Annotated in this window: 16 protein-coding genes; 4 read left to right on the forward strand and 12 right to left on the reverse strand. The window is 58.6% G+C overall.

What is annotated here, in order from left to right; translation table 11 throughout:
* Positions 1–21: 21 nt before the first annotated feature.
* The 9 genes from I6L40_RS09645 to I6L40_RS09685 form a co-directional block, all read right to left on the reverse strand.
* Positions 22–288 carry a GrxA family glutaredoxin gene (locus I6L40_RS09645; RefSeq protein WP_033113477.1) on the reverse strand — a complete coding sequence of 89 codons (267 nt, stop codon included), beginning with the start codon at positions 286–288 and terminating at the stop codon, positions 22–24.
* Between the two features lie 139 nt (positions 289–427).
* Positions 428–1,864: a D-alanyl-D-alanine carboxypeptidase/D-alanyl-D-alanine-endopeptidase gene (gene dacB / locus I6L40_RS09650; protein ID WP_216995356.1), complete on the reverse strand. Its 1,437-nt coding sequence runs from the start codon at positions 1,862–1,864 to the stop codon at positions 428–430.
* Positions 1,865–1,996: 132 nt separating this feature from the next.
* Positions 1,997–3,757, reverse strand: a complete 1,761-nt coding sequence (locus I6L40_RS09655; protein WP_216995357.1) for a DEAD/DEAH box helicase — start codon at positions 3,755–3,757, stop codon at positions 1,997–1,999.
* Positions 3,758–3,860: 103 nt separating this feature from the next.
* Entirely contained in the window at positions 3,861–4,898 is a 1,038-nt protein-coding gene (locus tag I6L40_RS09660; RefSeq protein WP_216995358.1) for an HlyD family secretion protein, read from the reverse strand.
* A 3-nt stretch (positions 4,899–4,901) separates the two neighbouring features.
* Entirely contained in the window at positions 4,902–5,240 is a 339-nt protein-coding gene (locus I6L40_RS09665) for a DUF3302 domain-containing protein (protein ID WP_033113465.1), read from the reverse strand.
* A gap of 210 nt (positions 5,241–5,450) precedes the next feature.
* A complete protein-coding gene (locus tag I6L40_RS09670) occupies positions 5,451–6,872 on the reverse strand; it encodes a carbon starvation protein A (protein WP_071911768.1) in 1,422 nt (473 codons plus the stop codon).
* A gap of 140 nt (positions 6,873–7,012) precedes the next feature.
* On the reverse strand, positions 7,013–7,717 hold the full coding sequence (gene btsR, locus I6L40_RS09675; protein WP_071911766.1) for a two-component system response regulator BtsR: 705 nt from the start codon (positions 7,715–7,717) through the stop codon (positions 7,013–7,015).
* Positions 7,714–9,384 (reverse strand): sensor histidine kinase, encoded by a 1,671-nt coding sequence (locus tag I6L40_RS09680; RefSeq protein ID WP_071911764.1) that lies wholly within the window; start codon positions 9,382–9,384, stop codon positions 7,714–7,716. Before I6L40_RS09680 ends, btsR begins: the two co-directional genes overlap by 4 nt.
* Before the next feature lie 353 nt (positions 9,385–9,737).
* Positions 9,738–10,973 (reverse strand): HD-GYP domain-containing protein, encoded by a 1,236-nt coding sequence (locus tag I6L40_RS09685; protein ID WP_042032413.1) that lies wholly within the window; start codon positions 10,971–10,973, stop codon positions 9,738–9,740.
* A gap of 230 nt (positions 10,974–11,203) precedes the next feature.
* Between I6L40_RS09685 and I6L40_RS09690 the strand changes: the two genes are divergently transcribed.
* Positions 11,204–12,820 carry a phosphoethanolamine transferase gene (locus tag I6L40_RS09690; RefSeq protein ID WP_216995359.1) on the forward strand — a complete coding sequence of 539 codons (1,617 nt, stop codon included), beginning with the start codon at positions 11,204–11,206 and terminating at the stop codon, positions 12,818–12,820.
* A 71-nt stretch (positions 12,821–12,891) separates the two neighbouring features.
* Here the strand turns inward: I6L40_RS09690 and I6L40_RS09695 are convergent, their stop codons facing one another.
* Genes I6L40_RS09695 through nagB form a run of 3 tightly spaced genes read right to left on the reverse strand, consistent with a single transcriptional unit; the run spans position 12,892 to position 16,066 of the window.
* Positions 12,892–14,106 (reverse strand): ROK family protein, encoded by a 1,215-nt coding sequence (locus tag I6L40_RS09695; RefSeq protein ID WP_033113459.1) that lies wholly within the window; start codon positions 14,104–14,106, stop codon positions 12,892–12,894.
* A 4-nt stretch (positions 14,107–14,110) separates the two neighbouring features.
* Positions 14,111–15,256: an N-acetylglucosamine-6-phosphate deacetylase gene (gene nagA / locus I6L40_RS09700; protein ID WP_071911760.1), complete on the reverse strand. Its 1,146-nt coding sequence runs from the start codon at positions 15,254–15,256 to the stop codon at positions 14,111–14,113.
* 9 nt (positions 15,257–15,265) lie between these two features.
* Positions 15,266–16,066, reverse strand: a complete 801-nt coding sequence (gene nagB, locus I6L40_RS09705; protein ID WP_071911758.1) for a glucosamine-6-phosphate deaminase — start codon at positions 16,064–16,066, stop codon at positions 15,266–15,268.
* A gap of 272 nt (positions 16,067–16,338) precedes the next feature.
* On the opposite strand from nagB, the gene nagE reads away from it, so the two are divergent.
* From nagE to glnS, 3 genes are all read left to right on the forward strand, one after another.
* Positions 16,339–17,817 carry an N-acetylglucosamine-specific PTS transporter subunit IIBC gene (gene nagE / locus I6L40_RS09710; RefSeq protein WP_043851328.1) on the forward strand — a complete coding sequence of 493 codons (1,479 nt, stop codon included), beginning with the start codon at positions 16,339–16,341 and terminating at the stop codon, positions 17,815–17,817.
* Between the two features lie 123 nt (positions 17,818–17,940).
* The gene (locus I6L40_RS09715) at positions 17,941–20,604 is read left to right on the forward strand and encodes a beta-N-acetylhexosaminidase (protein WP_071911756.1); all 2,664 of its coding nucleotides are present in this window, start codon (positions 17,941–17,943) and stop codon (positions 20,602–20,604) included.
* A 343-nt stretch (positions 20,605–20,947) separates the two neighbouring features.
* Positions 20,948–22,609, forward strand: coding sequence for a glutamine--tRNA ligase (glnS, locus tag I6L40_RS09720; RefSeq protein WP_042032417.1), 1,662 nt, complete (start codon positions 20,948–20,950; stop codon positions 22,607–22,609).
* The last annotated feature ends 78 nt before the right edge of the window (positions 22,610–22,687 follow it).

Below are 22,687 nucleotides of genomic sequence, written 5' to 3' on the forward strand. Positions count from 1 at the left end.
CTGTTGCCAGCGACAGAGGCATTACTGCTGATAGAGGCCCAGATGCTCTTTGGCGTAGGCTTCAAAATCGGTGCAGCCACCGATGTGCTGCTCGTCCAGGAAGATCTGCGGCACTGTGTTGACCGGCTTGCCGGCGCTCTTGGCCAGATCTTCTTTGGTGATGCCTTCGGCGTGGATATCGACGTAGCGGAATTTGAAATCATCGCGCTGTTCAACCAGCTGCTCGGCAATCTGTTTGGCACGAACGCAATAGGGGCAGCCGGGGCGACCAAAAATCACTGCAAACATCTTTTCTCTCCGTTGGTGAGGCCGTTGTGTGAAACCGTCAGGTCAGGCCATTGATAAGAGGCAGGGGACAGCATATCCCCCCCTCGTCACGACTTAAAGTTGAAATTGTCGATACCGTGATTCGAGCGCTTCTATTGCCTCAGTTCTCGTCGGCAATCTGGATCGGCTGCTGCTGGTAGATGCTCTCCAGCACCCCCTTCTCGAACACGGTCCAGGGCCAGGGGGCCTTGCTGGCGCGGTAGCGCTCGTGGGTCGCCGGGTCTTGCGACAGGCCACGCTGGAACATCACGAAGGCCTTGCGCTGGCCACCGGCGGTATCGATAAAGCCCACCAGGTTGGAGGTGCCGGTGATGGTGCCGGTCTTGGCGTGCACCTTGTTCTTCATCATGGGGGCGGTGACGCTGCGGCGCCACGCCAGGGTGCCATCCACCTGCGAGCTTGGCAGCAGCTTGATAAGGCCAAGCTCGGCATCATTTTTCTGGATGAAGTTCAGCACCGACAGCATCTGGCGGGCGCTGATGAGATTGTGAGCGGAGAGGCCGGAGCCGTCGGCCAGGGTGGCGTTGCCCAGATCGATACCGTTCTTGGTCAGGATGGCGCGCACTGCCATGGTGCCGCTGCGATAGCTGCCCGGCTTGTTGTAGTAGTGGCGGCCCACGGTCTTGAGGAAGGTATCGGCATAGAGGTTGTCCGATTTCTTCAGCATCTTGGCCAGCATCACCGGCAGGGAGACCGAGTAGTGGGTGCCCAGCGTCTCGGCGTTGTCCGGTGCCTTGTGGGTGACCCGCAGCAGGCCGTCATGCTTGATACCGGCACGGTCCATCGCCCAGCGGATGTTGTCCCAGCCCCAGGCTTCCACGTCGTGGATGGCGAAACGCAGACCCTGCGGATCCTTGTTCGGGGTGATGCAGCCCTTGAGCTCGTAGAAGTTGCCCTTGGCCATGTCCACTTCCAGTGCGCAGAACTGGCGCGCCATGTCGGCGTAGCTCATCACTTCCACGTTGTCGGCACCGATGCCGATGGGTACGCCGGTGGCCACATTGCCAACCGCCGGTTTGCCGATCTGGGTCGCGGTAATGGTGCCGTAGGCGCAGTTCTTGTCGATGATGACCGAGGAGACGGGAGCGGCGAAGCAGAGGGTCTGATCCCCCCATGACCAGCCGTTACCGCGCTCGTAGCCGTTGTAGGCGCCGGTATTGACGTAGACGTTGCCCTTGATCTGGTTGACGCCAAGTTGCTTGAACAGGGCCAGCAGATCCATCCGTGACAGGGTGGGGTCGCCGACGAAGTTGATCCAGATATCGCCATTGATGACGTTGCCCTGCTTGGCGCCGGGCTGGGCCTGAATGTCGGTGGCAAAGCGGAAGTCGGCGCCAAGCTCAAGGCGGGCCGCCAGCGCGGTGAGCACCTTCATGGTGGAGGCGGGGGCGATCATCTGATCCGCATGACGGGCAAACTCAACGCCGTTGTTGCCCTGCACTATGATGGCGTACTGGCCACCCTGAGGGGGCGTCAGCGGGGCGGCGTGAGCCGCCAGAGAGAAAAGAGCACAAAAACCAAACAACAGCCGCTGCATAACATCCTCTAATGTGACGAAGGGGCCAGACCGATAGCACTGGCCCTGATAATTCAACCTTGTTTCACCCGCCGATGCATGATCGGCCGTGGTAAAGCAATTCATACGATTTATGCCGGTCGCCACTGGCCATCACGCCAGCGAGTTGGCGGTGCGATAGCGACCCTCATAATCAAAAATCTTCTCTTTTATCTGCCAGAAGCGCCCCGATTTGCGGGCGATGACGAAATCGGGATGGCGAAACTGGCTTTCTGCCGCCAGCACGCTCGCCAGGGTGGCAAATTCGGGCTCCAGACCCGGGGCGGGCCAATGATGACGCACAAAGTGCTGTTGAAACAAGCGCCGTGCGCCCTCGGAGTGAAATCCGAAGTACTCATTGAGGGTGAGACCATCCTCATCGTGATAGATCACCTCCAGCCGCTCCCCCTGTTTGCCGCGCCCTGCGGTGAAGGTGAGACCGGCGCAGCGGATCACCATGCAATCCTTGAGATTGAGCGCCTCTTTAAGCTTGTCGTCAGGGTCGACCAGCAGCTGATCGCAGCTCTGGCAGCGACGGGCGGCGATGTCATTATCGCTGCCGCAAGCGGGGCAGATCTTGGCGCGAAAGCGGTAGTCGCACTCTTCGCGGTTGCCCTCGTCATCTTCAAACAGCCCCTGACAGCGGCGGCCATAATGCTCGATCACCTTGCCATCCTCGTCGGTCTTGCCCCAGAAGGTGTTGGCAAAGCCGCAGGCGGGGCAGGGCACCTGCACCGGCTCGGTACCGGCGTGGGGGCGAGGTTCCCCCACTTCGGGGGCAAACAGGTTGAAGTTGTTGCCGGCGTAGTCGAGCACCAGACAATCCTCCTTGCCCGGCGAGAGACGCAGGCCCCGCCCGACGATCTGCTGATAGAGCGAGACCGACTCGGTGGGCCTGAGCATCACGATAAGATCGACATGGGGGGCGTCGAAGCCGGTGGTGAGCACCGCCACGTTGACCAGAAACTTGAGCTCGCGCGCTTTGAAGGCGTTGATGAGGGCATCGCGCTCCGGCCCCGGCGTTTCGCCGGTGATAAGGGCTGCCTGCTGGCCTCGGGCGCCAAGCAGGCCGTGAATTTCACGGGCATGCTCGACAGTGGCGGCGAAGATCATCACCCCCTGCCGGTCGGCGGCATACTCCAGTACCTGACTCAGGATATGGGGGGTGACCCGCTCCTGCCGCTTGAGCTCGCCGTTGAGTTCCGCCTCGCTGAAGAGGCCATTCTCCCGCGGCACCAGCTTGCTGAAGTCGTAGTGAACGATGGGGGCATCCACCATGCGCGGCGGCGTCAGGTAGCCGTTTTTGACCATAAAGCGCAGCGGCAGCTCGAACACGCAGTCGCCGAACAGCCGCTCGCCGTGGCTTTTGACCATGCCGTGGTAGTGGCGCCGGTAGATCCAGCCTAACCCGAGGCGATAGGGGGTCGCGGTGAGGCCGAGGATCTTGAGGGCCGGATTGGCAGCCTTGAGATGGTCGATCACCTGATGGTACTGGCTGTCGTCATCGAGCGAGACCCGGTGGCACTCGTCGATGATGAGCAGCGAAAACGCCCCGTCGAAGGCAGCCAGATTGCGCGCTACCGACTGCACCGAGCCAAACACCACCTGGGCGCTTGCCTCCTTGCGATCCAGCCCTGCGGCGAAGATGTCGGCCCTGAGCCCCCACGCCTCGTATTTGGCGTGGTTCTGCTCTACCAGCTCCTTGACGTGGGCCAGCACCAGCACCCGACCACGTGCCTTGCGGGCCAGTTCGGCGATCACCAGACTCTTGCCGGCCCCGGTGGGCAGCACTACCACGGCGGGATCCGGGTGTTTGCGAAAGTGGCTGATAACGGCGTTGACGGCGTCGGTCTGGTAGGGTCTGAGAATGAACATGCAGGTTTGGCGCGGGGCAGGGCAGGATGGCGCCATTATAGGGGTCTTGCCGCCAAAAAACAGCGGGCCGGCATGATGCCGGCCCGTTGAATAGATTGTGTGCTTAGTGGAAGGGGAAGATGTAGTTCATCCAGCTTGCCATGCGCAGCAGTACCTTGCGCATCACAGAGACGTGGTGGAAGTACTCGGTATAGACGGCGGCCTGGCCGCTGGCACCGGCAATCACCTGATACTTGGCCCACTCGGGGTCGGTGATGGAGATGAGCACCGGCATGCGGCCCGGGCGGATAGCGCTGGTCTGATCCAGCAGCATGGCGTTGGCCTGCACGTTACCGGCGGCGATGGCCGGGATCACCGCGGTCACCTTGCCCTTGAAGATCTTGCCGGGGATACCGTCAATCACCACTTCGGCCTCGTCACCCACCGCCAGACGCTGCATGCTGTTCTGCCAGAACCAGCCGACATAGGCGGTCTCATCCTTGTGGATGAAGGTCATCACCGGACGATACATGAAGGGGGTGGCGATCATGCCGGGACGCAGGGCGAGCTGCACCACATGGCCATCGCTCGGGGCATAGACCACGGTCTGGGCCAGCTGGTATTTGGCTTCATCGAGCTGGGCTTGCAGATCTTCCAGCATGGCGCGTTGCTGATCCATCTGGGCGGCGATCTCGTCCACGCTAGCCTGAGTGACGTCGAGGTCACGCTGCTTGCCGACGCCACGGCGCATCAGGTCGCTGGCGCGATCCCGATCCAGCTTGGCGGAGCGCAGTCTGGCATCGATCGACTTGAGTTGATCCTTGTTGGCATCGAGCCGGGCGCTCAGGCTATCCACTTTCAGTCTGAAAGGCTCGTCATCGAGGCGAAACAGCACGTCACCCTTTTTCACCGGCTGGTTGGCTTGTACCGGCACCTCGACCACCCGGCCCTTGACCAGCGGCACAATGGGGGTGGAAAGGTAGTAGTTGCGTGCCATCTCGGAGTAGGGGTGGTTGTAGTTCATCAGCATGATGAGGGTGCCGATGAGCACGACGCCGCCGAGAGCTGCGGTGGGGACAGTCCACTTGTTGAGCGGGATCCGGAAGATTTTGAAGATGGCCACGCAGAGTGCCGTGTAGGTCAGGATCAGTAGCAGGTCCATGATTTATCCCTGTTGCTCTTGCTGTTCGATATGGTTGAGGCGGCCTTTCAGCTCGGCCAGCTCCTCTCTGAGGGCCGCGATATCATCTTCATCTTTTTGCAGGCGCTGGTTAAAGCCCCAGCCCCGATCCGGGCGGTAGAGGGTGGCCCAGATCCAGAGGAAAGGCCACAGCACGTGCAGCGTAAACAGGCTGACCCAGCCGGCAACGTGAATGGCATCCTGATGAGGGTGATTCCGATGTTTGGCGATTTCGTAAGGAATATCGTGGATCACGATGACTCCGTAGAAGATGACCAGCGCGACAAAGACGAGCAGGCCAAGGGCAAAGTAATCAAGGAACATGTATAACCTCCACTGGCTTCAAGCACAGCTTTATCATTGATTCATATATTCGGGAAAGCAATTGAAAATCACATATTTATCGTCAGGCCGCACGGAATCTTAAGGGCTTGTGCTGTATAGGAGCTTAAGGGAATAACGGGTTGTTTTATTGGCTTTTTTGTCAATGTAAAAGGGGCCTGTTGGCCCCCTTTTTACAACCGGATACCGGCATCACCCTTCGCTGGGGTTGCTGACCAACGGTTGGCGGAATTTCATCAGGAAGGCCACGGTAATCACGGTAGTGGCGGCCAGACCGATGATGGTCGAGATCCCCATCTCCAGCCCGAACCCGATGGGGGCGTTGGCCAGGTAGGTAAACACCACGGCGGTCATGAACATGGCAGGGATGGTGCAGACCCAGTGCAGCTTGCCCTCTTTGATGAGGAAGGCGGCAGCGGCCCACAGCATGATGACGGCGGTGGTCTGGTTGGCCCAGCCGAAATAGCGCCAGATCACCCCGAACTCGGCCTTGGAGATGATGAAACCAAGGATGAACATGGGGATGGCGATCAGCAGACGCTTGGCCATCGGTTTCTGGGTCAGCTTCAGGAAGTCCGCCACGATGAGGCGGGCACTGCGAAACGCGGTGTCGCCCGAGGTGATAGGCAGGATCACCACACCGAGAATGGCCAGAATGCCGCCCACGGTGCCGAGCAGGCTGGTGGAGACTTCGTGCACTACGGCAGCCGGGCCGCCGTTGGCCATGGTGGCGTTGAGCGCTTCGGTGCTGTCGTAGAAGGAGAGACCCAGGGTGCACCAGATAAGGGCGATGATCCCTTCACCGATCATGGCGCCGTAGAAGATGAAACGGCCGGATTTCTCGTTCTGCATGCAGCGCGCCATCAGCGGTGACTGGGTAGCGTGGAAGCCGGATACCGCGCCACAGGCGATGGTGATGAACAGCAGCGGCCAGAGCGGCAGCTCGGTCGGGTGCAGGTTGGAGAAGTCCATCCCGGTGTTGTAGAAGCCTTTGCCGGAGACAATCAGACCGATGATAAGGCCGACCGACATGAAGACCAGCAGGGCGCCGAAGATGGGGTAGAAGCGGCCGATGATCTTGTCGATGGGGACTATGGTCGCGAGGATGTAGTAGGCAAAAATCGCCATGATCCAGTAGACCAGATCGGTGGAGGTGAGGTTGGCGAGCAGCCCTGCCGGACTCAGCACGAACACCACGCCCACCAGCATCAGCAACACCACGGCGAACAGGTTCATGAAGTGTTTGGCGGCATTGCCCAGATGCTCACCGACTACGGTCGGTACCGAGGCGCCTCTGGCACGCACCGACAGCATGCCGGAGAAGTAGTCGTGAACCGCGCCGGCGAAGATGCAGCCAAAGACGATCCAGAGCATGGCGACCGGGCCATAGAGGGCACCCAAAATGGGGCCGAAGATGGGGCCGACGCCGGCGATGTTGAGCAGTTGAACCAGATAGACTTTCTTGTCCGACATGGGGACATAGTCCACCCCGTCAGCCATGGTGATGGCGGGGGTTTTCAGCTCCGGTTTCGGGCCGAATATCCGTTCGATGAATTTGCCGTATATGAAGTAGCCGGCCACAAGTAAGCCGACACAGAGGAAGAACCAGATCATTGCTACGCTCCTGCATTGTTATTTTTAGGTGTGCGCAGCCACTCTAGGACGTTGAGCTGTTAATGGCAGGTGAAAAAAGATGAGCGGCGCCATGGCGTGCCGAACGGTCGGCGGCTGTGATCAGGCGCACACTCCACGGTTCACTCCAGTCCCAGTTGCTCCTTGAGCTCTTTCAGGTAGCGGCGACTGACTGGCACCCGGGTGCCGCTCGGGGTGACTATCTCCGCCAGCTGGTTATCGAGCAGCCGGATCTCGAAGATGGCGTCGGGGGCGATGAGATACTGGCGGTGGCAGCGCAGCAGCGGGCTCTTCTCCTCCAGGGATTTGAGGGTGAGCTGAGTGTGGAACAGTTCGCCCTGACAGGCGACATGGACGCCGCCCAGATCGGAGAAGGCATACTCCACCTGCTCGATGGGCAGCAGCCGTACCCGGTTGTGCAGATAGCCGGGAATATGGCGGATGGCGGGGGCCAGCGCTTCGACTGGTTGTGGGGAGATATCCTGCTTGAGACGGGCGAGGGTCTTGGCCAGCCGCGCCGGTTCCACCGGCTTGAGCAGGTAGTCGAAGGCGTTCTCCTCGAAGGCCTGAATGGCGTACTCGTCAAAGGCGGTGACAAAGACGATGCGGGGCAGGGGGTCAAGCATGGCGACCAGCTCCATGCCGCTCAGCTTTGGCATCTGGATATCGAGAAAGACCACGTCTGGCTTGAGGCGCTGAATAAGCGGCAGCGCCTCGATGGCATTGCCTGCTTCCCCCACTATCTCGATGGCGGGATCACAGGCAAGGTGCTGTTTCAGCTCTTCGCGGGCGTAGTGTTCATCGTCGACAATCAGGGTCCGGATCATGGTTGCTCCTTGGGCAAGGTGACGGAGACACGCGTCCACTGTTCCGGCTCGCAGCTCACGGTCACCCCGTAGCGCTCGCCAAAGGCGCTCTTGAGGCGCCGGTCCACTATGGTCATTCCCAGTCCATCCCCGGCCGGGCGTGGCTGCCAGGCACCGGCGTTGTCCTCCACATGGATGGTTACTGTCTCCTGTGTCTCTTCCGTGTAGAGATGCAGGCACCCCTTCTCCAGCAGGGTGGAGATGCCGTGCTTGATGGCATTTTCGATAAGGGGCTGCAGGGTGAAGCTTGGCAACTGCAGCGTGGCCAGATGGGCCGGAATATCGTTTTGCACCGTCAGTCGATCGCCAAAGCGGGCCAGCTCGATCTCCAGATAGGAGCGGCAGTGCTCCTGCTCCTCCTGCAGGGTGGTAAGGCCGCTCTGGCGCTTGAGATTCTTGCGGAAAAATCGCGACAAATGCAGCAGCAGATCCCGCGCCTTGCCCGGATCCTGGCGGGTGATGGCGCTGATGGTGTTGAGGGTATTGAACAGAAAATGGGGATTGATCTGGGCCTGGATCAGTTTGAGTTCGGACTGCACCAGCAGCCGCTGCTGCTGCTCCAGCCGACCGGCCAGCAGCTGTTGTGACAGCAGGTTGGCGATCCCTTCCCCCAGGGTGTGGTTGATCTTGAGAAAGAGCCGCTTTTTGGGCTCGTAGAGCTTGATGGTGCCGATCACTCCTTTGTCCCCCTGCAGCGGGATCACCAGTACCGAGCCCAACTGGCATTGAGGCGAAAGGCTGCAGCGATAGGGCTGGGCATTGCCATCGGCGAACAACACCTTGTTGCGCTCTATGGCGCGCATGGTGATAGCCGAGGTGATGGGCGTGCCCGGCAAGTGGTGATCTTCGCCGGTGCCGATAAAGGCGAGGATCTTGTCGGTATCCGTAATGGCTACGGCACCGACGCCTGTCTCCTCCTGAATGATGCGGGCTATCTTGTGACTTGCCTCGGGGGTAAAGCCCTGACTCATGATCCCCACGGTGCGGTTGGCGATATTGAGCGCCTTGGCGGAGAAGACCCGGGAGAACTTCTCATACATCTGCTGCTGATCGCGGATCATGCTGATAAAGAGCGCCGCGCCGCAGGAGTTGGCCAAAATCATCGGGGTGGCGATGGTGCGCACCAGCAGCAGGGATTTGTCGAACGGGGTCGCCACCAGCAGGATGATGACCATCTGCAGGATTTCGGCATAGAGGGTGGTAAAGAAGGCGATGCGTGGCTCGAACAGTGCATCCATCTTGCCGGCCCGCATCAGGCGCCAGTGCACTATGCCGCCCAAGAGCCCTTCGCAGGTGGTGGAGATGGCGCAGGCGAGATCGGTGAATCCCCCCAGAGTATAGCGATGCAAACCCCCGGTCAGTCCGACCAGAAATCCCACCAGCGGACCACCCAGCAAGCCGCCCAGTACGGCACCGACGGCCCGGGTGTTGGCGATGGCGTCATCGATGTCGAGGCCGACATAGGTGCCAAGGATGCAAAAGCTGGAAAAAATAATGTATATCAGTACCTTGTGAGGTAGTCTGACGGAATAGTTGGCAAGCGGGCGCAGCAGCGGGCTTTTGGAAAAGAGGTAGGCGATCACCAGACTGACGCTCATCTGCTGCAGCAAGGAGAGGACCAACTGCATAAAAAACGCTCCTCATAAGTCGGGTGAAATAATCGCCAGCCCGTGCATAAGTGTGATCAGGATCTTGTTCTGGCTGCCGAACGGGGCGGCACGGTCTGCCAGTTTGCCAGAACGGCTGGATAAAACCATATTAAATCAGCAAGTTAAATTGATATTTGTGTAAGCGCACCGGGGTTGGTATTGGTGGATGGAGCATGAATGTATCCGCTGGATACGCCACACGGAGGTGGCATGCTCCGCCCGGCCCAATGGCTGGGCGTTTTTTATACATGGTCAGATGACAACCTTTCGGCGGGTCTTCGAGCAATTATTCCGGTTTGTCCAATGAGTTATCCCCAGCTTCTGGGGATAACTCAAAACGCAAAGTAGTAGCAGAAGCGACGGGTCAGATTGAAGAAGAGCCGTTGCCCCTCATCCAGCTCTTCCTGCTTGATAAAAGCGGTGATAGTGCGCTCATCTTCGCGCAGATCGATCATCGGTACGGCTTCCGGGCGTTGCCCCTTGATATAGGTGAGAATTTTCGGTTTGAGCGGCATGGTCGGTTCGGTGGACAACACCAGCGCCACCGTTTCGTCCGAGAGTTTCACCAGCGATCCCGGTGGATAAACCCCCAGCACCTTGACTAGCAGCTTGACCAGCGTCTGATCGAACTTCTTCTGAGATAATTTGTAGAGCTGGCTGATGGCCTGGCTGGGCGCCGCCGGATTGGCGCTGCTGCGCGGATGCAGCAGCTCGTCATAAAAGTCCACCAGTCCGATCAGACGCGCCAGCGGTGGTATCTCCCCTCCCTTGATCCCCAGCGGATATCCGCTGCCGTCGAGCCGTTCATGATGCAGATGTGCCACCTGACGGATCTTGGGCTCGAAGGCATTGAGCTGGGTCAGCATGTCGAGCCCGTATTGCGGGTGCATATTGAGAAAATTTTGCTCTGCCTTGCTGAGCTCACCACGCTTCTGGATGATCTGGCTCGGTATCTTGAGCTCGCCGATATCGTGGATAAGTCCGGCCAGACCGGTCTCTTCCAGTTCGATGGGGTTCATGCCCAGCTCGCGTGCCATCAGCATGGCGATAAAGGCCACGTTGAGGCTGTGTTGCAGCAAAATGTCGGTGTGGGGGTTGCGGATCAGGTGCAGTCCAAGCGGCCCTTCATGCTGACTGAGCTGGAGGGCGGCATTGCGAACAATCTGGGCGGTATTGGCCAGTCCCTCGTCCGGTTTCAGGTTGAGGGATCCCAATGCGTCGCGCAACTCGCTCATCGACTGGCCAAATGCCTTGTCGGCGGCACGCATGGAGCGGCGGAAGGCTTTTTCGTCAAAGGGGGGCGGGCCAGAGGCGATCAGCTCTTCCAGCTCTTCGAGGTCGGGGCCGGCATCGGGCACATCGCCGCGCAGTAGCGGCTCGATCGGCAGGTCGCTCTTGTCGGGGTCCACCATCATGAGGTTCAGATCAAGGTGGCGAATGATGTCCAGCTGCTGCTGATCCTTGATTTTGAAGGCATTGAACATAAATGGATGGTTAGTCCATCCGGTGGGAAGATGGATAAAGTGGCCAACCCTCAGCTGTTCTATAGAGGCTTCGATCAGTGCCATTGATGAACTCGCATTTCTTGAATGCCTACCCAACAAGCTAGCAAAATCCGATGGATAGACAACAAAAAAACCAAGGTAACGGTTGACTGGATGCGAGGCTGTGATGATGCGCACGGAGCGCTGCGTTATCTCTTAATTCGCGCTTAATTTTTGCCTTCTACGCTGGCGGCACTGTTTCTGGTAGTGTTGCCCCGCCATTTATTGTGTCGTCCGGCATTCAGGAGTCTTCTATGCGCATCACGCTCGGTGTGATGAAGGTGAATTTGTTGCTGGTGCTCTTTTTTGCACTGGTGCTGAACTGGCCTTTCTTTCTTCGTTTTTATTCTGTTATCAGTGGCCTGGAACATGTCCGGGCCGGTTTCGTTATCTCGGTTCCTCTGGTGCTGCTTGCCGCACTCAACGCCGTCTTTATCCCCTTTACCTTCCGTTGGTTGCTCAAGCCCTTCTTTTCGCTGCTGATCCTGACGGGCTCCATCGTCAGTTACGCCATGCTCAAGTACGGCGTCATCTTCGATGCCAGCATGATCCAGAACATAGTGGAGACCAACAACAGCGAGGCGACCTCCTACCTGAATGTGCCGGTTGTGCTCTGGTTCCTGCTGACCGGCGTGTTGCCCATGGTGGTGCTCTGGTCGCTGAAGGTGCGCTATCCGGAAAACTGGTACAAGGGGCTGGCCATCAGGGCTGGCGCACTGGCCCTCTCGCTGCTGTTCGTAGGAGGTGTTGCCGCACTTTACTATCAGGATTACGTCTCGATCGGCCGCAATCATCGGATCCTGGGTAAACAGATAGTGCCGGCCAACTATGTCAACGGCATCTACAAATATGCCCGCGACGTGGTATTTGCCACTCCCATCCCTTATCAACCCTTGGGGACGGATGCCAAAGTCATCGCCAAAGGGGATAAACCGACCCTGATGTTTCTGGTGGTGGGGGAGACGGCACGCAGCAAAAACTACTCCCTCAACGGTTATGACAAACCGACCAACAGCTTTACCGATAAAGAGGAAGGGATCGTCTCGTTTCGGGATGTGCGCTCCTGCGGCACCGCCACCGCGGTTTCGGTGCCCTGCATGTTCTCCAACCTGACTCGCCGTGGCTATGACGAGCAGCAGGCGAACGCTCAGGATGGCTTGCTCGATGTGCTGCAGCATGCCGGCATCTCGGTGCTCTGGAAGGACAACGATGCCGGTTGCAAGGGGGTATGCCGCAATGTGCCGACCATCGATATAGCGCCAAAGGATTATCCGGCCTTCTGCAAGGGTGGTTCCTGTTATGACGAGGTACTGCTGGAAGGGCTGGATCAGCAGATCGCCCGAATGAAGGGCAGCAAGCTGGTGGTCTTTCACCTGATGGGGAGCCATGGTCCGACCTACTATCGCCGCTATCCAGCCAGTGATCGGGTATTCGTGCCCGACTGCCCGCGCAGCGACATTGAAAACTGCAGCGACGAGGAGCTGGTCAACACCTATGACAACACTATCCGCTATACCGACAAGGTGGTGGCGCAGCTTATCGACAAGCTCAAGGCTCTGGAGAGCAAGTACAACACCGGCCTGCTCTACCTCTCGGATCACGGTGAGTCGCTAGGGGCCATGGGGCTTTACCTGCACGGCACACCCTACAAGTTCGCGCCGGACGATCAGACCAAAGTCCCCCTGCTGACCTGGCTCTCTCCGCAAATGGTGGCCGCCCGTCAGCTGGATATGAGCTGCCTGGCCGGGGAGGCGAGCAGCAAGCGCTTCTCCCACGACAACCTGTTCCACTCGATGCTGGGGATCATGGATGTGCAGACCAAGGTCTACGACGGGGAGCTGGATCTTTTCAAAGCCTGCAGAAGTCAGTAATAAGGGGTCGAGATTCGCCCAATAAAAAACGGCAGCCACTGGCTGCCGTTTTTTATTGCAAAAGATAAACCTTACTTCTGCTCCATGATGATCTGCAGCAGGTCTCCCTCCAGCAGGGCACGTTTGACCAGCGCAAAGCCACCATAGGTCGGCTGGTTCTGGAAGCGCGCCTTCACGATGGGCAGGCCACGGTGGAAGCTTGGCAGGGACTGGTGCTCTACGCAGCGGCGGATAGCCGGGAAGAGGATCTCTTCGGCTGCGGTGATTTCGCCGGCGATCAGCACCTTTTGCGGGTTGAAGAGGTTGACCGTGATGGCTACCGCCCGTCCCAGATGCTCGCCGACGTTCTCGATGACGCTGCGAGCCAGTTCGTCGCCCGCCAGCGCCGCCTTGCACACCTCCTGAATGGTGATGTGCTTCTCCTGCAGCGAGCTCTGGTGGCCGCGGCTGATAAGCTCCTTCACCTTGTCGATGATCGCTTCGTTGGAGGCGATGGTCTCAAGGCAACCAAAGTTGCCGCAGTGGCAGCGCTTGCCGAGCGGCTCGACCTGGATATGGCCGATCTCGCCGACGTTGCGGTTCTGGCCGAGGAACACCTGACCCTTGGTGATGATCCCGGAGCCTGTGCCCTGGTGGACGCTCACCAGAATTGAGTCCATGCAGTCGCGGGACTCGCCGAAGAAGTGTTCGGCCAGCGCCAGCGAGCGGGTGTCGTTGCCCACGTAGCAGGGGAGGTTAAAGTGGTTCTCAAGCAGCTTCGCCAGTCCCAGATTGCGGATCTGGTACTTGGGGGTATAGATGACCATGCCGGATTCCGGATTGACCAGACCCGGCATGGTGAGGGCGATGCTGATGAGATTGCGGCTGCGCTCGGCGTTGGCGTCGATGAAGGCGCCAATTTCCCGCAGCAGCATGTCGACCACGGGCTGCTGGTCGATCTCGGTCACCTGAATGACGTGCTGGTCGAGCTCCTTGCCGTCGAGATCATAGAGACTCAGCTGCAGGTAGCCACGGCCCAGCTTGGCGGAGACAAACTGAAAGCGATGCTTGATGGTGGTCAGCGAGATGGCTCGCCGCCCGCCGGTGGAGGCTTGCGGAGAGGTCTCCTTGATCAGGCCATGCTCGATCAGTTGCCGGGTTATTTTGGTCACGCTGGCCGGGGCCAGCTGACTCAACTCGGCAATTTTGACCCGCGAGATGGGGCCTTGCAGGTCGATGAGCCGATATACGGCTGCACTGTTGACCTGCTTGATAAGATCTACGTTTGCTATTTGTCCGCCAGTCATGATGTCACTGTTGTGTGTAGTGTCCGTTAACCACGGTCCCACGGACCGTGAAGTCCTGATCGAAGACAGTGAGGTTGGCTACTTTACCGACCTGGATACTACCGAGACGTGAGTCCAATCCAATGGCGCGCGCGGGATAGAGGCTGGCCATTCTCAGTGCTTCATCGAGCGGTAATCCGACCTGCTTGACCAGATTCTCCACCCCTTCAATCATGGTGAGGGAGGAACCGCCGAGTGTACCATTCTCGTCAATGCACTGACCATCGCGCAAAAAGACGGTGGTGCCACAAAAATCAAATTTCTCAAACCCTTCCGGCGCACCTGCCGCAGCAGTGGCATCGGTAACCAGCACCAGTCGCTCACCAAGGATCTTGTGTGCCAGACGCACGTTGGCCCAGTGCACATGGTGGCCATCGACGATGACGCCAGCGTAGACATCCTTGCGGTCATAAATGGCCCCCACAACACCCGGCTCGCGACCGTTGAGGGTCGGGGTCATGGCGTTGTAGAGGTGAGTGGCAAAGCGAATGCCGTTGTCAAAGCCAGTCATCGCCTGGTCATAACTGGCGGCGGTATGGCCGGCAGAGACCAGGATCCCCGCATCCACCAGACGGCGAACGTGGGCCGGATCGTTGCGCTCCGGTGCCAGGGTGATCTTGGCGATGGCGTCCGCGTTGGCGCAGAAGAAGTCGATCATCTCGTCCGCTGGCTGGCGGATTTGCGCGGCAGGGTGGATCCCCTTGCGCTTGAGGTTGGTGTAGGGACCTTCCAGATGGACACCCAGCACCTCGTTGGGGTGGGCGGCCATGTAGTCACGGGTGACGGCGACGGCCTGCTTCATGTCCGCATCCGGACTGGTGATCAGGGTCGGCAGGAAGCTGGTGGTGCCGGATTTCAGGTTGGCCGCCTGCATGGTGGCTAGGGTTTCGGTGGTGATGTCGGTATTGAACATCACGCCACCACAGCCGTTGAGTTGCACGTCGATGAAACCGGCGGTCAGATTGGCGCCTTTGAGGTCAATCTGTTCGATACCCGCAGGCAGCTCGGCCTCGCGGGAGATGGCGACAATCTTGTCGCCCTCAATAAGCACCCCGTAACCGGTCAGCACACAGCTGCCGGTATAGAGAGTGCAGTTGGTCAATGCGTACATGGGCGCTCCTTACAGACGGCCGATGTTGGCGGCTTCCAGCTGCTGGAAGTAGCGAACGGTCTTGACCTTGAGCTCCATGGTGGAGGGCTCGTCGCACACCATCATTCCTTTCGGATGCAGTTGCAGGGTGGAGATGGTCCACATGTGGTTGACGCTGCCTTCCACGGCGGCCTGCAGAGCCAGTGCCTTGCCGTGGCCGGTCACCAGGATCATGATCTCTTCCGCATCCATCAGGGTACCGACACCCACGGTCAGCGCCAGCTTGGGCACCTGCTCCATGTCGCCACCGAAGAAGCGGGAGTTGGCGATGCGGGTATCCTCGGTCAGGGTCTTGACCCGGGTACGAGAGGAGAGGGAAGAGGCCGGTTCGTTGAACGCGATGTGGCCGTCATTGCCGACGCCGCCCATGAACAGGTTGATCTTGCCGTAGGATTTGATCTTCTCTTCGTAGCGCTTGCACTCGGCCACCAGATCTTCGGCATTGCCGTTGAGGATGTTGATGTTCTCGGGACGGATGTCGATGTGGCTGAAGAAGTTGTTGTGCATGAAGCTGTGGTAGCTCTCCGGGTGATCTTCCGGCAGGCCGACGTACTCGTCCATGTTGAAGGTGACCACGTTCTGGAAGCTCACTTCGCCAGCCTTGTGCAACTCGATCAGACGCTTGTAGGTATTGAGCGGAGTGCCACCGGTGGGCAGGCCCAGTACGAAGGGGCGGTCTGCTGTCGGCTTGAAGGCATTGATACGGTCAACGATGTAACGGGCAGACCACAGGCCTACTTGGCTGGCGGACTTCAACGGGATCAGGCGCATATGGATACCTCTGTGTCGGGTTGCGACCGGCTTGACGGTGGCAATGGGCTAAGACGAATTTAAGTTGTTTTATAGCGTAAATAAAGATTGCGAACTAAGCCACATCTATCCACCACCTTTATCTTGTTTGGGTGATAACGATCACGATTATCGGTTTATTAATTTGCGCAGCGAAATAAAAGCCCTAGACTGCAAATCAAGCCTTGATGGCTTATGCGTCAAACGTGATAAGCACTTAATTTCTAGAAAAACATTAACTAAGGAGAGGAACCGTGAACATTCTCGGTTATTTGCAAAAGATCGGCCGTGCCCTGATGGTGCCGGTAGCGGTATTGCCTGCCGCCGCGATCCTGATGGGGGTTGGCTACTGGATTGACCCGAATGGTTGGGGTGGTGAGAGCGCGTTGGCCGCCTTCCTGATTAAAGCGGGCGCAGCCATTATCGATAACATGTCCGTACTGTTCGCAGTTGGTGTTGCTTACGGTATGTCCAAGGATAAAGACGGTTCTGCTGCTCTGGCAGGTCTGGTCGGCTTCCTGGTCGTTACCACCCTGCTGAGCCCGGGCGCTGTGGCCCAGATCAAGAGCATCCCGGTGGAGCAGGTTCCTGCCGCGTTTGCCAAGATCAGCAACCAGTTCGTGGGTATCCTGTGTGGTGTTATCGCCGCTGAGCTGTACAACCGCTTCAGCAGCGTAGAGCTGCACAAGGCTCTCTCCTTCTTCTCCGGTCGTCGTCTGGTACCGATCGTAACCTCCGTCGTGATGATCGTCGTATCTTTCATCCTGATGGCAGTATGGCCGGCAATCTACGGTGGTCTGGTCTCCTTCGGTGAGTCCATCGTGAGCCTGGGCTCCACCGGCGCCGGTATCTACGCCTTCTTCAACCGTCTGCTGATCCCGATTGGTCTGCACCACGCCCTGAACTCCGTGTTCTGGTTCAACGTGGCCGGTATCAACGACATCCCGAACTTCCTGGGTGGTCAGGCTACCATCGATGCCGCTCTGGCCGCTGGCAAGAGCCTGGATCAGGTGAAAGGCGTGGTCGGTATGTACCAGGCTGGCTTCTTCCCCATCATGATGTTCGGTCTGCCGGGTGCCGCTCTGGCCATCTACCACTCCGCCAAGAAAGAGAACAAAGAGAAAGTTGCGTCCATCATGATCGCTGCTGCCTTTGCCTCCTTCTTCACCGGTGTAACCGAGCCGCTCGAATTCTCCTTCATGTTCGTAGCTCCGGTACTGTATGTCATCCACGCCGTGCTGACCGGTATCTCCGTGTTCATCGCTGCCTCCATGCACTGGATGGCTGGTTTCGGTTTCAGTGCCGGTCTGGTGGATATGGTGCTCTCCAGCCGCAACCCGCTGGCAACCAACTGGTACATGCTGATCCCTCAGGGTCTGGTCTTCTTCGGCCTCTACTACACAGTGTTCCGCGTAGTCATTGCCAAGCTGAACCTGAAAACCCCGGGTCGTGAAGATGATGAAGCTGCTGCTCCGGCTGCTGCCCAGTCCACCAACCGTACCGAGCTGGCCAAGCAGTATCTGGAAGTGCTGGGTGGTCAGGACAACCTGGTTACCATCGATGCCTGCATCACTCGTCTGCGTCTGACCCTGAAAGACCGCAGCATCGTCGATGAGCGCAAGCTGAAAGCCCTGGGTGCGGCCGGTGTGGTCAAGCTCGGCGAGCAGAACCTGCAGGTGATTCTGGGCCCATTGGCCGAAATCATCGCCGGTGAGATGAAAGCCCTGCGTTAATCGAGCGACTCGCTCACCTCAAGTCTAAGTCCATTGTTGACATAACTAAGGGCCCCGCCTCGGGGCCCCATATAAAAAAAAGCCAAGAAAATCCAACCTTTACTTCAAATGAGAGCAGCAGTTATGAACTTGAAACATTCTCTGTTAGCCATTGCCATGTCTACCGTTTTCGTCAGCCAGGTCCAGGCAGCCGATGCTGCCAAGCAAGCCGTGGTCGACTCCCTCGCCAACAATCTGGTGGTCAAGTATGAAGTGGTCACCAACGATGGCGCTGGTGCCGGTCTCGATTGCCAGGCGCTGGGCTCCGAGTGGGCGAGCTGTGGCGTTGCCAAGCTGCACCTGACCAACACCGGTGCTGACGTCACCTCCAAGGACTGGAGCATCTATGTCTCCTCCATCCGCCGCATCCAGCGGGTGGACAACGACCAGTTCACCATCACTCACCTGACCGGCGACCTCTATCGTTTGACGCCAACCGAGAAGTTCCAGGGGTTCGCCAAGGATGCCACCGTCGAAGTACCGTTGGTGGTCGAATATTGGGTTCTTTTCGAATCTGACATCATGCCAAACTGGTATGTCGCCAGCGAAGGTGCCGAGCCGAAAGTGCTGGCCAGCATGAGCAACATCGATGATGCCACCACCTACGAGAAGCCGATGCCGGCTGATGGTTGGAAGCGCATCAAGGATGACAAGAACATCCTGATGAACAGCGAGACCCGTTTCGCTGCCAACCAGACCAGCACTCTGCTGCCGGTTGGCAAGGTCGACAACCAGATCCTGCCGACCCCGATGAAGCAGGTGGTCAAGGCTGGCCCGCAGGTTGACTTCTCCACCATCAAACTCAATGCCCTGGATCTGCCGAGCGATCGTGCCGAAGCCCTGAAAGCACAACTGACCAAGCTGGGTGTTACCCTCTCCGACACCGGCTACCCGGTCACCATCAAGCTGGGCAGCAAGCTCAAGCAGGCCGAAGGTTATGACATGACCATCGGCAAGAAAGGCACTGTTATCCAGGGTCACGACATCGAAGGCGCCTACTGGGGTGCTCAGTCCCTGATCTCCCTCCTGGGGGTCAACGACAAGCTGGTTAGCCAGATGACCGTTGAAGATGCGCCGCGCTTTGAATACCGCGGTATGCAGACCGACGTGGCTCGTCACTTCCGCAGCCTGGACACCATGAAGAAGCTGGTTGACCAGATGTCTGCCATGAAGCTCAACGTGCTGCACCTGGGTCTGACCAACGATGAAGGCTGGCGTCTCGAGATCCCGGGCCTGCCGGAACTGACTCAGGTCGGTAGCCAGCGTTGCCACGATCTCTCCGAAACCAAGTGCCTGCTGCCGCAACTGGGCTCCGGCCCGACCAGCGACAACCAGGGCTCCGGCTTCTACAGCAAGTCCGACTATATCGACCTGGTGCGTTATGCCAGAGCGCGCGGTGTGACCGTTATCCCCGAGATCAACATGCCGGCGCACGCCCGTGCAGCCGTGGTCTCCATGGAAGCGCGTTACAAGCGTCTGATGGCTGAAGGCAAAGAAGCCGAAGCCAACCAGTTCCGCCTGACTGACCCGGCTGATACCTCCAACGTCACCTCGGTTCAGTTCTACGACAAGATGTCCTTCATCAACCCTTGCCAGCCGGGTGCTGCCACCTTCGTGGCCAAGGTGATGGATGAAGTTGCCCAGATGCACCAGGCCGCCGGCCAGCCGCTGACCGCATGGCACTACGGTGGTGACGAAGCGAAGAACATCATGCAGGGCGGTGGTTATCAGGATCCGGCCGTCACCAAGAAAGAAGAGCTGGTGGCATGGAAAGGCAACGTCGACTCCAGCAAGCAGGACAAGCCGTTTGGCAAGTCCCCGATGTGCCAGAAGATGATCGACGATGGCAAGATCAAGGACGTTGCCGAGCTGCCGGTTTACTTCGCCAAGGAAGTGGGCGAGATGGTTAAAGGCCACGGCTTCTCCACCCTGCAGGCGTGGGAAGATGGTCTGAAGTACGCCAACAGCGCCAAGGACTTTGCCACCGACAACACCCGTGTCAACTTCTGGGAAACCCTCTACTGGGGTGGCTTCAACGAAGCGATGAAGTGGGCGCACAAGGGTTACGAAGTGGTCCTCTCCAACCCGGATTACCTCTACTTCGACTTCCCGAACGAGGTGCACCCGGCTGAGCGTGGCTACTACTGGGCAACCCGTTTCAATGACACCCGCAAGGTGTTCGCCTTCGCCCCGGAAAACCTGCCGCAGAACGCCGAGACCTCGGTTGACCGCGATGGCAACGCCTTCGTGGCCAAGGGTGACCAGGATCCGGTCAAGTTCAAGGGTATCTCCGGTCAGCAGTGGAGTGAAACCGTACGTACCGACGCTCAGTACGAGTACATGGTTTACCCGCGTATCTTCTCCATGGCCGAGCGCGCATGGCACAAGGGTGGCTTCGAGCTGAACTATGTGAAAGGTCGCGAGTTCTCCGGCGAGACCAAGCATGTCAACAAGGCCACTCTGAACAAAGAGTGGAACCAGTTCGCCAACGTGCTGGGTCAGCGCGTTCTGCCGAAACTGGATCAGGCCGGTGTTGAATACCGCCTCTCCGTACCGGGTGCCAAAGTGGTGAACGGTGTGCTGGAAGCGAACGTGGATCTGCCGGGTCTGCCCATCCAGTACAGCCTGGACGGCAAGACCTGGAGTGCCTACGACGCCGCGGCCAAGCCGACCGTTGACGGCAAGGTCTACCTGCGTACCACCAGCTTCGATGGCAAGCGCAGCAGCCGCGTCACCGAGCTGAACTGATAGTACACATCTCGTAACGCAAGGTGGGTCGCAAGACCCGCCTTTCCCAAGGGCGATGGTCTATCGGATTTGGGAAAGGTTGACTGTGCGTGTGAGCCTTTGTTGTGTGTGTATTGTCTGTTTTGTTTTTCATCACTTTCAGCCCCGCCTTGTGCGGGGCTTTTTTATACATCCGGCATTACGAGGCTGCTTTGACCCGCTTTTTAGCACGCCAATAGCCCGGAACTGCCAAATTCAGGTTGAGGCAGGGCGCGTAATGAGGGATCATATCCGGCTTGACGGCGGGGGGATGAGGGTGCCAGCCGGCACAACTTCCGCCAGTGACGCTTTTTTGAGGTGAGCCATGAGTCAGGCGAACAGCCCAACTAACTTTATTCGTCAGATCATTGATGAAGATCTGGCCAGCGGTAAGCACAGCAGCGTGCATACCCGTTTTCCGCCCGAGCCGAACGGTTATCTCCATATCGGCCACGCCAAATCCATCTGCCTGAACTTCGGCATCGCCCGCGACTATCAGGGCCAGTGCAACCTGCGCTTTGACGATACCAACCCGGCGAAGGAAGATATCGAGTACGTTGAGTCCATCAAGCAGGACGTGCAGTGGCTCGGCTTCCAGTGGAACGGCGAGATCTGCTACTCCTCCGACTATTTCGACAAGCTGCACGGCTACGCCGTTGAACTGATCGAAAAGGGTCTGGCCTATGTGGACGAGCTCTCCCCCGAGCAGATGCGCGAGTACCGCGGCACCCTGACCGAGCCGGGCAAGAACAGCCCGTTCCGCGACCGCAGCGTGGCAGAGAACCTGGCCCTGTTCGAGAAGATGAAGAACGGCGAGTTTGCCGAGGGCTCCGTCTGCCTGCGCGCCAAGATCGACATGGCTTCTCCCTTCATGGTGATGCGCGATCCGGTTATCTATCGCATCAAGTTTGCCCACCACCACCAGACCGGTGACAAGTGGTGCATCTACCCGATGTATGACTTCACTCACTGCATCTCGGACGCCCTGGAAGGGATCACCCACTCCATCTGTACTCTGGAGTTCCAGGACAACCGTCGTCTGTACGACTGGGTGCTGGACAACATCACTATCGACTGTCACCCGCGTCAGTACGAGTTCTCTCGTCTGAACCTCGAATACACCGTCATGTCCAAGCGCAAGCTGAACCTGCTGGTGACCGAGAAGCACGTCGATGGTTGGGACGACCCGCGCATGCTGACCGTCTCCGGTCTGCGTCGCCGTGGTTACACCCCGGCCTCCATCCGCGAGTTCTGCAAGCGCATCGGCGTGACCAAGCAGGACAACATCGTCGAGATGAGCATGCTGGAAGCCTGCATCCGTGAAGACCTCAACGAGAATGCGCCGCGCGCCATGGCCGTGCTGCACCCGGTGAAGGTGGTGATCGAGAACCTGGCTGCCGATGAAGTGCTGACCGCCCCGGCTCACCCGAGCAACGCCGAGATGGGTACCCGCGAGCTGAACTTTACCCGCGAAATCTTCATCGACGAAGCCGACTTCAAAGAAGAAGCCAACAAGCAGTTCAAGCGTCTGGTGCTGGGCAAGGAAGTGCGTCTGCGCAATGCCTATGTCATCAAGGCCGAGCGCATCGAGAAGGATGCCGACGGCAAGGTTACCTGCATCTACTGCAGCTACGATCCAGAGACCCTGGGCAAGGATCCGGCCGATGGCCGCAAGGTGAAAGGGGTGATCCACTGGGTCAGCGCCACTCACTCCCTGCCGGCAGAAGTACGTCTCTATGACCGTCTGTTCAAGGTGCCGAACCCGGGCGCCGAAGAGGACTTCGAAGCTGCCCTGAACCCGGAATCCCTGGTGATCATCGAGGGTGCCCGTGTCGAGGCTTCGCTCAAGAACGCCAAGCCGGAGCAGGCTTACCAGTTCGAGCGCGAAGGCTACTTCTGCGCCGACAACAAGCTCTCCAGCCCGGAGCATCTGGTGTTCAACCGCACCGTTGCCCTGCGCGACTCCTGGGGCAAGGTAGAAGGCTGATACAGTGGGGCAGGGGAGACTCTGCCCTCCATTGTGCTTCTATCCTGTTTCGGACAATAAAAAAGCCAGCTGATGCTG

Origin of the sequence: Aeromonas sp. FDAARGOS 1410, from assembly GCF_019048745.1 — a bacterium.
Lineage (GTDB): Bacteria > Pseudomonadota > Gammaproteobacteria > Enterobacterales > Aeromonadaceae > Aeromonas > Aeromonas jandaei.

Bases quoted from the DNA above. Each gene is read 5' to 3' on its own strand.
- btsR (WP_071911766.1), bottom strand. From the start codon at position 7,717: ATGATCCGGACCCTGATTGTCGACGATGAACACTACGCCCGCGAAGAG.
- dacB (WP_216995356.1), bottom strand. From the start codon at position 1,864: ATGCAGCGGCTGTTGTTTGGTTTTTGTGCTCTTTTCTCTCTGGCGGCT.
- I6L40_RS09690 (WP_216995359.1), top strand. From the start codon at position 11,204: ATGCGCATCACGCTCGGTGTGATGAAGGTGAATTTGTTGCTGGTGCTC.
- I6L40_RS09685 (WP_042032413.1), bottom strand. From the start codon at position 10,973: ATGGCACTGATCGAAGCCTCTATAGAACAGCTGAGGGTTGGCCACTTT.
- glnS (WP_042032417.1), top strand. From the start codon at position 20,948: ATGAGTCAGGCGAACAGCCCAACTAACTTTATTCGTCAGATCATTGAT.
- I6L40_RS09645 (WP_033113477.1), bottom strand. From the start codon at position 288: ATGTTTGCAGTGATTTTTGGTCGCCCCGGCTGCCCCTATTGCGTTCGT.
- nagB (WP_071911758.1), bottom strand. From the start codon at position 16,066: ATGCGCCTGATCCCGTTGAAGTCCGCCAGCCAAGTAGGCCTGTGGTCT.
- I6L40_RS09680 (WP_071911764.1), bottom strand. From the start codon at position 9,384: ATGCAGTTGGTCCTCTCCTTGCTGCAGCAGATGAGCGTCAGTCTGGTG.
- I6L40_RS09715 (WP_071911756.1), top strand. From the start codon at position 17,941: ATGAACTTGAAACATTCTCTGTTAGCCATTGCCATGTCTACCGTTTTC.
- I6L40_RS09655 (WP_216995357.1), bottom strand. From the start codon at position 3,757: ATGTTCATTCTCAGACCCTACCAGACCGACGCCGTCAACGCCGTTATC.
- I6L40_RS09695 (WP_033113459.1), bottom strand. From the start codon at position 14,106: ATGACTGGCGGACAAATAGCAAACGTAGATCTTATCAAGCAGGTCAAC.
- I6L40_RS09670 (WP_071911768.1), bottom strand. From the start codon at position 6,872: ATGATCTGGTTCTTCCTCTGTGTCGGCTTACTTGTGGCCGGCTACTTC.
- I6L40_RS09660 (WP_216995358.1), bottom strand. From the start codon at position 4,898: ATGGACCTGCTACTGATCCTGACCTACACGGCACTCTGCGTGGCCATC.
- nagA (WP_071911760.1), bottom strand. From the start codon at position 15,256: ATGTACGCATTGACCAACTGCACTCTCTATACCGGCAGCTGTGTGCTG.
- I6L40_RS09665 (WP_033113465.1), bottom strand. From the start codon at position 5,240: ATGTTCCTTGATTACTTTGCCCTTGGCCTGCTCGTCTTTGTCGCGCTG.